The sequence below is a fragment of the Synergistota bacterium genome (genome assembly GCA_021159885.1).
GTDB lineage: Bacteria > Synergistota > GBS-1 > GBS-1 > GBS-1 > AUK310.
The window spans coordinates 1-10,852 of the sequence record JAGHDO010000081.1; the positions used below are offsets into that span (position 1 = coordinate 1).

Consider the following 10,852-nt stretch of genomic DNA (forward strand, 5'->3'; position numbering starts at 1 on the left):
ATGGAGAGAAAGTTACTTGAGCTATATTATCTATGGGGATATAATGATAAGCATATTTCCTTAAAGCTTGGCAGGTCTCGAAGCTGGGTTAACTTAAAGAGAAGGAGGTTGGTGGAAAGCCTTAGGAAGCAGGGATGAGGAAGAAGGGGCTCTTCGTTAGACTTCCGTGTCTCCTTTTAACTATTTTCTTGGGGGCGATTTTTCTCTATCACATATCAATGCTTGAAAAAGAGCTTTTTAATAGAGAGATTTTAAACTCAAAGGGTATTCTTGAAGCGATAAGCTATCCGCTTGTAGATACCATTCATGCTCTTAAGGAGTCGCTTTATGTCGCTTCTCGTTTGCCTGCAGCTTTGGATCTTCGTGGGGAGAGGCTTTTAGATTTACTTATGTCGCTTTATAGGGCTCATGAGAGAAGCATTTACCTCGTTGGGAGGATATCAAAAGATGGTATAGTAACTCAGACATATCCTTCAGATCCAGAGATGATTAACAGAGACCTAAGTGGTAGATTGGCTTTTAAAAGATTGTATGTTTATAGAATCGCAACTGTGGGGGATATTTTTCTCTTAAGTGGAGGAAGAGATGGAGTTGGAGTATATGTTCCGGTATTTAAGGATAAGGCTGTTTTCCACGGAGCCTTATTTTACGTTGTCAATTATAAGGTAATGCTCTTTGATGTCCTTGATCCACTTCTTCTTTCGTTTAATACGCCTTGGCGCTATCTCGTGCTTGATGATAGAGGCTTGATTCTTCTGGGAGGAGAAGCAATTGGAAGAGCTTTTACTCCTCTCGTTTGCTATGAGACGGAGCTTCAAGGGCTTAGGAAATTGCTTTATAAGCTTTTCTCGGGAGAAGATGAGGGAGTCTTAGAGCTTAAGGGAAAGGAGAATAGGGTATGGCAGATTTCCTATAAAAGGATTCCTTTGGGAACAGGGGTGAACTGGTATGTCGCTCTTTATGCTTTAAGAGAGGCGATTCTGGGAGAAGGGCTTTCCATTTTTCCGTTTCTTAAGGCTTCTGCTATAACTTTAACGGCGGTGTTTTCCTTAATGATACTGCTTTTTCATCGTAAAAAGAAGGAGCCGGGGGAGGGGCTTAGGCCCGCTCCAAAGGATACCATAGAGCTTCTTTCTCTCAAAGGAAAAGTAAAGGAGCTTACAGAAAGCTTGAGGAGAAGTGAGAAGGAGGTAAGGGAAACCTGGGAAGTTTTAAAAGAGAGTCAGAGGCTTTTTCCCGGTTTAATAATAGTGTTTGACTCCTCTTTAAGGATAATCTCTGCCAGCGAGGGAGTTAAGGATATAGGGGTTGATCCAGAGGAAATTAAAGGTAAGAATTTGCTCGATTTATTTGCTCCGAAGGAGAGAGATTCAGTAAGAACTGCGATTAGGGATCTTGAAGGGGAAGTAGAGGTTAAAGGGAAGGTTTATCGCTTGAGAGTAGGGGCACTTGAGGATGGTAGGTTTCTGCTTATGGGAAGCGATATAAGCGATGAAAAGAGAAGGAAGGAGCGTCTTGAGGAATCCTGGAGGCTTGCGATCCTTGGAGAGGCGCTAACAAGTGTAGTTCATGATATCGCTCAGCCACTTTCTGCGATAAAGGCGTCAATATATTCACTTAAAAGGGGGCTTGCCGATGCTGGAGCTGATGTAATGATGAGGATTCATGTGATAGAGGAGAACTTAAAGCGTGTAGATAGCATTCTGGAGCATTTGAGAGATTTTGCCTCGGGTACTAAGCGCTCGGGTAGGGAGAAGTTTAATCTGAATGAGCTTATAAAGGATGTTGTGGAGAGAATAATGCTTCCAGAATTTAAGGAAGCGGGAATAGAGCTGAAATTGGAGCTTGAGGAGAAACTTCCCCGTCTTAGAGGGGATCCTTATAGGATTGAAGAGGTGATCGTGAATCTTCTTTCTAATGCGGTGAGCGCGCTTAAGGAGGCTTCGAAGAGGGTGATAACTATTAGGACGCGTTATTTGCGAGATAAGGCAGCTGTTTTACTTGAGATTTCGGATACCGGTAGGGGAGTGCCTGAAGAGATAGCCGATAAGATATTTAACGCCTTTTTCACTACCAAGGAGAAGGGGGAGGGAACGGGAATGGGTCTTCCCATCTCGCGGAGGATCGTTGAAGAACATGGGGGCAGGATATACTTTGAGAATAATCCGGAAGGAGGAACGACTTTCTATGTTGAGATCCCAATCCATCCCCCCTAAGGGGGACGTCCTTTTAGTGGAGGATGAGGAGCTTTTAAGAAAGGAGCTCGCCTTAGCTCTAAGACTGGAGGGGTTCAATGTTTTTGAAGCGAGTAATGGAAAGGAAGCGCTTGAAATACTTTCGGAAAGAGAGATAGATGTCGTTATAACCGATATAAGAATGCCTTGTATGGATGGAATAACGCTTCTCAGGAAAATAAAGGATATAGATCCTTTAGTGGAGGTCATCTTGATTACAGGGCATGGAGATGTTAACACGGCTATAGCGGCGGTTAAGTATGAGGCCTTCGATTTTCTTAGAAAGCCTGTTGATGTGGAAGAGCTCGTATTAACACTTAAGGATGCCCTAACTAAGAGGAAAGCGAACATTGAAATGAAGCGCTATCAGGAACACCTTGAAAGGAAGGTAATAGAGAAAACCGTTTCCCTGAGAGATGCGATGGATAGCCTTGAGAGACTTTCTGAGGGAATAATGAAGGCGTTAGCGAGTGCTATAGAAGCACGAGATCCATATACGGAGGGACATGGTAAAAGAGTGGGGGAGTACTCAGCTTTGATAGCAAGAGAGCTGGGGCTTAACGGAAATGATGGCATTTTTAAGCTTGCAGGACTTCTTCATGATATAGGTAAGATAGGCATACCGGACAGCATATTGTTAAAGCCCTCTTCGTTAACCAAAGAAGAGTTTGAGATTATAAAGCTTCATCCTGTTTTGGGATATATGATAGTTGAACCCATAGAGTTTCTTGGGGAGGCTAAGGACTGGATAAGATGCCATCACGAGAGGTTAGACGGTAGTGGGTATCCATCGGGTCTTAGTGGGGACCAGATTCCGCTTGGAGCAAGCATACTAGCGGTTGCGGACATTTTTGATGCCTGTACTTCCGCGAGGGCTTATAGACCTCCTATGAGCGTGGAAAGGACTCTCGAAATCATTGAGAAGGATGCAAAAGAGGGGAAGCTTGACCCTGAGGTAGTTAAGGTGGCTTTGAAGGTTTTTCGAGAGATAAAGCCAAAAGAGAAGGTTTCTTCAATTCTTTCCTTCCTCATAGAAGAAAAAATAAGGAAGAAAATGAGAGGGTGAGCGGTTGAGGGAGATTCTCTTTCTACCTGCAGGATTATCTCTTTTCCTGTTTGGAATAAGAACATCAGGTGAAGGACTTAAGGAGCTTCTTGGAGGAAGACTAAAAAGGCTCTTCGAATCGGTGAGCAGGTACAGAAGCCTTTCTCTGCTGGTCGGTGTGCTTCTTTCAGTCGCCGTTCAGAGTAGTACGGCGGCTACATCGCTCCTTGCGAGTATGATAAATGCGGGTATTCTGACCTTTCTTCAATCTGTTGATGTAATGATAGGTGCCAGTCTTGGAACCACAATTACAACTCAGATACTTGCCTTTAAGGTTTCATCTTATTCACCATATCTTCTCTTTATAGGGTATATCATGTCTTTTTGGCTCAAAGGAAAAGCGCGAAATGTGGGGAGAGTGATATGGGGATTTGCGATAGTCTTCTTCGGAATGCTTCTTACAGAGGAAGCACTCTCTTCCATAAAAGGGAGTCCCGTCTTTGCTCTTTTTAAGAAGGAAATGTCCCCTCTTTATCTTTTTGCGCTGAGTTTTGCCTTCACCACCATCTTTCAAAGCAGTGCTTTGACCCTTGGACTTGCTTTATCGATGGCGTCTCAGGGATTGCTTTCACTTCAAGGGGCTTTTTTCGTTATACTCGGAGCTCATGTAGCCGCTTCCTCTACGGTTCTTTTGGTCTCTCTTGGAATGAGGAGAGAAGCGCTTGCCCTCGCATGGTCATCTTTTATATATAAAGCTCTTGGATCGGTTTTTATCTCGCTGATGGCGCTCCCTCTTGTTAAACTTGCATCTGCTCTCTCTTTATATCCCCCAAGGCAAGTTGCTCTTCTTCATCTTGAGGTTGCCTCGATTAACGCAATTTTATTCTGGTTTTCCACTTCCTTCCTTGTTCGCCTTTCTATTAGATTTGCTTTTTCCCGCGAGGGCGTTGAGGATTTTGAAAAACCGCTTTTTCTGGAAGAGAGAGCTCTCGCTCTTCCAGAATGGGCATGCTATCTTGCGACTAAGGAAACGATAAGGGTTGGGGAGATGCTTGAATATCAACTTCTGAGGGCGAAGTATCTTCTTTTGGGAGAGGAAACGAAAAGAGAGCCATTTGCGAGCATTAGTGATTCCATCTTTCGTCTCGTTGATTCGGTTGCTTCCTACGTTGGTAAGGTTGAGGGAATGCCAGAGGAGAAGCTAAGGCTCTTTACGGTCTTAGGGGATATAAAGCAAGCAAGTGGAATCTTGAGAGATTCTATTCTCTCTCTCTTGGAAAATGGTTTCCAGCGGGAGGCAAGAGGAAGGGAAGAGAAGATAGAAGAGATAATGGACAATTTGTCCGAACTTCTTAAGGTCTCCCTTGGAGCGTTTGCTCTTTCTGATAAACTTATGATAAGAAAGGCGAAGGGCCTTAAGCGTTTTATGGAGAGGGAGATAAGGGAATTTTTAATTACCGAGAAGCTTGAGGGGAATAGCCTATGGCTTGACTTTTCCTCTTTTGTGCGAAGGTTCTCAGACCAGTGCTATTATATAGTGAGGGAGGCGAGGTAAGGTTCGCCTCCCTCTTTCACTTCTTAAGCCTCGATTATTTCCTTTGGTTCCGCTTCTTGAGATAACTTAAATATCGAAATGACTTCTTGCAGTTTTGTGGCTATAACCGCGAGTTCTTCTGCAGTGTTTGCAACCTCTTCTATCGCCTTGGTTTGTTCCTTAGTGTTTTCATCGATCTCTCTTATCATTTCATTCACATTAGTAACGGATTTAGCGAGCGTATCTACACCTGCTGCCATCTGCTGGGTAGAGGCAGATTGGCTCTCTATGGCTGAGGATATATCCTTTATTCTCTGGCTTGTTTCCTCGACTGCTTTGACGATCTTTTCTATCTCACCCTCAACCGTTTCCACGATAGATACGCTTGATCTAACGGAATCATGTGCTTCCTTTACCGCTTCTGCAGCGAGTTTGGTCATATTTTGGATCCTTCCTATGATGTCCCCTATCTTTTTAGCGGCACTGGCAGTTTCCTCCGCAAGCTTTCTAACCTCATCTGCGACAACTGCAAAACCTCTGCCAGCTTCTCCGGCACGCGCCGCTTCTATTGCAGCGTTTAAGGCGAGGAGATTAGTTTGTTCGGCTATGCTCGTTATGGTGTTTATTATCTCTCCTATTTCACTTGAGGCTCCTTCAAGGTCTCTCATTACATTTGTGGTTCTTTCAGCCACATTTGCTACCGAGTTAATGGCTTCTACCACCTTAAGCATCGCTTCTCTTCCCTGATTTGCCGCTTTTCTCATTTCATCAGCCTGCTCAGCTACACTCGATGCTTGATCTGCTACCGTTTGTGCTCCGCTTGCAACCTCTTCTATACCAGCATTGAGCTCTTCTATGGAGGCTGCAATTCCTTCTGTTTCCCTTCTTATTTCCTCTATTGCTTGAGACACCTGATTTGATGAGGCGCTTGTTTCCTCAATGGCTGCTGCCAGCCCTTGTGCTATTCCGCTCGTTTTATCTGCTTGTGCTCTTATCTCTCTTACCGTTTTGGCAAAGGATTCTATCATGGAATTAAACTCCTCTGCAATTCTTTCGAACTCCTCTCCACCTTTTGCTATCACGCGATGTGATAGATCCTTCGTTTTAGAGAGATAATCTACCGTTTGAAGAAGGGCATCGAGCGGTTTGGCGAAGAAGATCCTTAAGAATATGTAGAAACCTGCTATTAGGATAGCTACTGCGATTGCAAAAACCAGAATGGTTTGGTTTCTCGACTGGGCGAGAATCGCTTCAACATCATCGATATAGAATCCCGTACCTATAATCCATCCCCATGGCTTAAATAGCTTAACATAGGAAAGCTTTGGAACAGGTACATCGCTTCCCGGCTTGGGCCACATGTAATTTACGAATCCTCCACCGCGTTCTTTGCAGAGTTTAACAAACTCTCTGAAAAAGTATTTACCTGTGGGATCCTTTAAATTGCTTAGATCCTTTCCGTTGAGCTCTGGCTTTATGGGATGCATCACCATCTTGTAGTTAAGATCGTTAATCCAGAAGTAACCACTTTTTCCGTATCTTAGAGCGCTTACGCACGCTTTTGCTTTTTCCTTTGCTTCACTCTCGCTTATCTTTCCAGCTTCAGCCTCACTATAATATTTCTGCACGAGAGAAAGAACTGTTTCAACGAGATCCTGTGCCTTTTTCTTTCTATCCTCGATCAGGTTAGAGTTGAGAAAATTATGGGTTTCATAAACGGATAGGATGCCAACTAAAGCTATAAAGATAGCACCTAACATAATAATGCGAAATCTCACGCTTTTCAATATAAATAGCACCTCCTAATCGAAATTGCTGAAAGCTGGCAGAGGTATTCTACCATGCCTGATTCACTATTGCAATAATTTCTCTATGATAGCTTTACAAAATGCTGGTAGATCTTTTGGGGTGCGTGATGTAATGATGTTTTCATCTACGACTACTTCTTTATCAAGATAACTTGCTCCTGCATTAATGAGGTCATCCTTGATAGCAAAGAAGGATGTAGCTTTTTTTCCTTTTAGCAATCCGGCGGAGATGAGCATCCAAGGACCATGGCATATGGCGGCTACTACTTTTCCGCTTTCTCCCATTTTCTTAACGAACTCGATGAGCTTGGCATCTCTTCTCATTCTATCAGGAGAATATCCTCCGGGAATTATAATTGCATCGAATTCTTCAGGATTTGCTTCAGCGCTGGTTAGATCAGCCTCGGCGGGAAGGCCGTGCTTTCCTTTATAGGTTTTCTTAGCGGGGCCTATAAGCTTTACTTCTGCGCCCTCTTCTCTCATTCTTAATGTGGGATACCATAGCTCAAGATCTTCGAAAAGATCCTCAACGAGTATACCTATCCTTTTGCCAGAAAGCCTTTCCACCTTTCTTCACCCCCTTCTTGTGAAAATTGTCTAATATATTCTATCATAACTTTTTCGCTTTCTATCTTGAGGCGATTCTTAGATAGTGATATTATTATATAGCTGGAGGTGATGTCTCATGAGGAAGGTATTACTGCTTGTTCTCCTTATGGTTTTTTCTCTATCGGCTGGTTTGGCATGGGCAGCTTATCCCTCCAAGCCGATAACTGTGATCGTTGCCTTTAAAGCCGGCGGTGGGACCGATACGATGGCACGTTTAGTTGCTAAGTTTGCCGAGAAGTATCTGGGACAGCCGATAGTCGTTATTAATAAGCCTGGTGCGGGAGGACAGATAGGATTTGAGGCCTTAGCGAGGGCCAGAAAAGACGGATATACCATAGGCTGTATCAATACACCGCACCTTCTCGGGCATATAGTTGCTGGGAGGGCTCACTATAAGCTTTCCGATTTCTGGCCCATAGCTAATGGTGTTACCGATCCAGGAGTACTTGTGGTTCGCTCTGATAGTCCCGTTAAGACGCTCGAGGACTTTATTGCTCTTGCTAAAAAGAAAAAGGGCGAACTCTCAGTGGCCACTACCGGTCCCGGCGGGGATGATTTTATAGCTATGATGCTTTTCTCAGAAGCGGCTGGCATAAAGCTTAAAGAGGTTCCCTGCAGCGGTTCATCTGAGCAGAAGGCTGTTTTAATGGGAGGGCATGTGGATGCTGCCTTTATGAACGTTTCTCAGGTATGGAGTCAGGTTCAGGCGGGTAAGCTTCGCTGGATAGCGGTGATGACCAAGAAGAGGCTTCCTTATCTTCCTGATCTTCCAACCTTTTGGGAGAAGGGATATAAGGTGATTTCCGACTCCTCAAGGGGGTTTGCTGCCCCGGCTGGTATACCGAAGGAAGCATATAAGAAGCTTGTTGGTGTTTTCTATAAAGTATTTCATGATAAGGAGTTCATAGCTGCAGCGAAGAAATCCCGTCTTCTTCTCAACTATATGGGTCCTGAGCAGTATAAGAAGTATTTGGAAGAACAGCTTAAAGCTGTGAAGAAGGTGTATGATAAGCACCCATGGTAAAAAATAGGGTGGATTTTTTCTTCGCCCTGGCTGGCTTGGTGCTGGCCGGGGCGGTTTTATATTATGCTTCTACTTTCCCCGAAAGGGCACTTCCAGCGGCAAGATATGTCAGGTTCATAGGGGGAAGTATTTTAGGGTTTTCAGTAGCGCTCCTGCTTTTTTCCTTGAGCAGAGAAGCATCGGTGAAAGTAGTATGGATACCATATCCACGGAGATTTTTAATCACCCTGCTTTGTGGAATAGTTTATATATATCTTTTAGGAAAATTGGGTTTCTTTTCCGCAAGTTTCCTTTTCTTCCTTTCGCTTACCTTCCTGCTTAAGGTTGAGAGAAAAGGGGTTGCTATCGTCTTCGGTCTCATTCTTTTGCTTCTTATATATCTGGTCTTCGTTAGGTTTTTAACGGTTCCGGTTCCAAAAGGAATATTGGGGTGATGTAAACATGTTTTATGGTACTCTTCTTTCTGCTGTGCATCATGTCTTCACGCCGGGCGTTATATTTATGACATTTCTTGGAACTGCGGCGGGAATCCTGATTGGAGCAGTTCCGGGTTTAACCGCAACAATGGCGGTTGCCCTTCTCATTCCGGTAACATTTGGTATGAATCCTATTACGGGATTGGCAATGTTGGGCGGGGTTTATAGTGGAGGAATGTATGGAGGGGCGATAGCTTCAATATTGCTTTCCACTCCAGGAACTCCCGCAGCGGCTGCCACCGTTTTTGATGGATATCCTCTGACTCGTCAGGGGAAGGGGCACCTTGCTCTTGCCGTAGCTACGGTAGCGAGTTTTTGGGGAGGAATAATTTCTACTATAGCTCTTCTTCTTTTGGCTCCTCCCTTAGCTGCAATAGCGTTGAGGTTTGGCCCTCCGGAGTATTTTCTCCTCGCTATTATGGGTTTGATGAGCATAGTGACCTTAACGAGAGGGAACCTTCTTAAGGGGATTCTCTCTGGATTTATTGGTCTTCTTCTCGCCACGGTTGGCACTGATCCCATAAGCGGATATCTTCGCTTTACCTTCGGTATAGTGGATCTTTATGATGGCATATCTTTTATGCCTGCTCTAATAGGTTTGTTTTCTATGTCTCAGGTTCTTGAGCTTGCATCTGAGACCCATATAGTTAAGGAGCTTCAGGGCAAAATATCCTTCGGCTTGAGGAAAATATCGTTACCTAAGGGGTTGTCGAAAACGATATTAAGAGGTGGGATTATAGGAACGATAGTAGGCATACTTCCTGGTGCGGGAGCTACCATAGCTGCTTTCATATCCTACAATATAGCTAAACAGCTCTCTAAGAATCCGGAGGGCTTTGGTAAGGGAAATCCAGAAGGCGTTGCAGCCTCAGAAAGCGCTAACAATGCTGTTGTAGGAGGATCGCTTGTTCCATTATTAACGTTGGGAATTCCAGGGAATTCTGTTGCAGCTGCTTTAATGGGGGGATTAATGATACAGGGGCTTCTTCCAGGGCCGGAGCTCTTTACAAGGTTCGGTGAGATAACATATGCTTTTATTCTATCGCTATTTATAGCTAACATATTTCTGCTTCTTCTTGGGCTTTACGGGGCTCCTCTATTTGCGAGGGTTTCGACGGTGCCTAATGCCATATTGATACCTGCTATAACGATACTCTCGGTGATAGGGAGCTATGCTATAAAGAACAGCATGTTTGATGTCTGGTTGATGTTTGCCTTTGGTGTAATGGGATATTTCCTTCAGAGAGCGGGCTTTTCTTTAGGAGCTATAGTCTTGGGACTTATACTTGGGCCTATCGCTGAGAAGGGGTTGAATCAAGCTCTTATACTGTCTGATGGCTCCCCGTTGATCTTTTTCGAGAGACCTCTCTGCATTGCTCTATGGGTAATAATATTCCTTCTTTTGTTTCCTGCAATCTATAGAAAGCGAGGAAGATAAAGATGAGACTTTTTATCGCTCATCATACGCATTGGGATAGGGAGTGGTTTCTCCCCGCTCATCTTACAAGTGAGTGGCTTATTCCTCTTTGTGAAAGGTTGATATCCCTCTGCCGAGAGAACCCCTCCTTCAGGTTTATCTTGGATGGACAGACTTTGATTCTTGAGGATCTCAGGCATGTTAGCCCCCCGATTTTTAGAGAGCTTAAGCGCTTTATATCCTTGGGAAACGTTCTCGTTGGGCCATATTACTGTCAGGTCGATTGGAGAGTAGCGGATGGGGAATCGCTCTTCAGAAATCTTATGCTTGGGCTTCTTGATGCGAGCCACTTGGGAAAGCCGATGATGGTAGGATGGCTTCTCGATAACTTCGGTCATCCATCCCAAAGCCCACAGATTCATTCAATCTTTGGGATACGGGATGTCTTCCTTTGGAGGGGGTCCTATAAAATCTCATCTGAGTTTAGATGGTGTGCTCCCGACGGAAGCGAGGTTCTTACGATTTTTCTCTACGGTGGTTATAGAAGTCTTTATGGTTTAGGGAGGATTCCAGAGCTTATTAAAGATAGAATAAAGGGTGAAGTGGGAAAAATGAGATATCAACTTACCGATAATTTAATCCTGCTTGATGGTTATGACCTTGATCTTGAGCCCGAGGATTCCTCTCGCTTTCTACCTGATAGGG

Annotated in this window: 9 protein-coding genes; 7 read left to right on the forward strand and 2 right to left on the reverse strand. The window is 44.2% G+C overall.

Annotated features, from left to right (window positions below):
- The first annotated feature begins 134 nt into the window (after positions 1-134).
- The 3 genes from J7M13_08130 to J7M13_08140 are packed head-to-tail and all read left to right on the forward strand — an operon-like array spanning position 135 to position 4,834.
- On the forward strand, positions 135-2,216 hold the full coding sequence (locus J7M13_08130) for a GHKL domain-containing protein (protein ID MCD6363942.1): 2,082 nt from the start codon (positions 135-137) through the stop codon (positions 2,214-2,216).
- Positions 2,217-2,232: 16 nt separating this feature from the next.
- The gene (locus J7M13_08135) at positions 2,233-3,300 is read left to right on the forward strand and encodes a response regulator (GenBank protein ID MCD6363943.1); all 1,068 of its coding nucleotides are present in this window, start codon (positions 2,233-2,235) and stop codon (positions 3,298-3,300) included.
- 4 nt (positions 3,301-3,304) lie between these two features.
- Positions 3,305-4,834, forward strand: a complete 1,530-nt coding sequence (locus tag J7M13_08140; protein MCD6363944.1) for a Na/Pi cotransporter family protein — start codon at positions 3,305-3,307, stop codon at positions 4,832-4,834.
- 23 nt (positions 4,835-4,857) lie between these two features.
- Here the strand turns inward: J7M13_08140 and J7M13_08145 are convergent, their stop codons facing one another.
- Together J7M13_08145 and J7M13_08150 are read right to left on the reverse strand one after the other, a co-directional pair.
- Complete coding sequence (locus J7M13_08145; protein ID MCD6363945.1) at positions 4,858-6,600, reverse strand: cache domain-containing protein; 1,743 nt, start codon at positions 6,598-6,600, stop codon at positions 4,858-4,860.
- A gap of 66 nt (positions 6,601-6,666) precedes the next feature.
- The gene (locus tag J7M13_08150; GenBank protein MCD6363946.1) at positions 6,667-7,188 is read right to left on the reverse strand and encodes a type 1 glutamine amidotransferase; all 522 of its coding nucleotides are present in this window, start codon (positions 7,186-7,188) and stop codon (positions 6,667-6,669) included.
- Between the two features lie 118 nt (positions 7,189-7,306).
- Between J7M13_08150 and J7M13_08155 the strand changes: the two genes are divergently transcribed.
- From J7M13_08155 to J7M13_08170, 4 genes are all read left to right on the forward strand, one after another.
- Complete coding sequence (locus J7M13_08155; GenBank protein MCD6363947.1) at positions 7,307-8,254, forward strand: tripartite tricarboxylate transporter substrate binding protein; 948 nt, start codon at positions 7,307-7,309, stop codon at positions 8,252-8,254.
- Complete coding sequence (locus J7M13_08160) at positions 8,248-8,688, forward strand: tripartite tricarboxylate transporter TctB family protein (protein MCD6363948.1); 441 nt, start codon at positions 8,248-8,250, stop codon at positions 8,686-8,688. Before J7M13_08155 ends, J7M13_08160 begins: the two co-directional genes overlap by 7 nt.
- 67 nt (positions 8,689-8,755) lie before the next feature.
- Positions 8,756-10,168, forward strand: coding sequence for a tripartite tricarboxylate transporter permease (locus tag J7M13_08165; GenBank protein ID MCD6363949.1), 1,413 nt, complete (start codon positions 8,756-8,758; stop codon positions 10,166-10,168).
- A gap of 2 nt (positions 10,169-10,170) precedes the next feature.
- Positions 10,171-10,852, forward strand: a 682-nt coding sequence (locus J7M13_08170; protein MCD6363950.1) for an alpha-mannosidase, incomplete at its 3' end; no start/stop codon positions are given.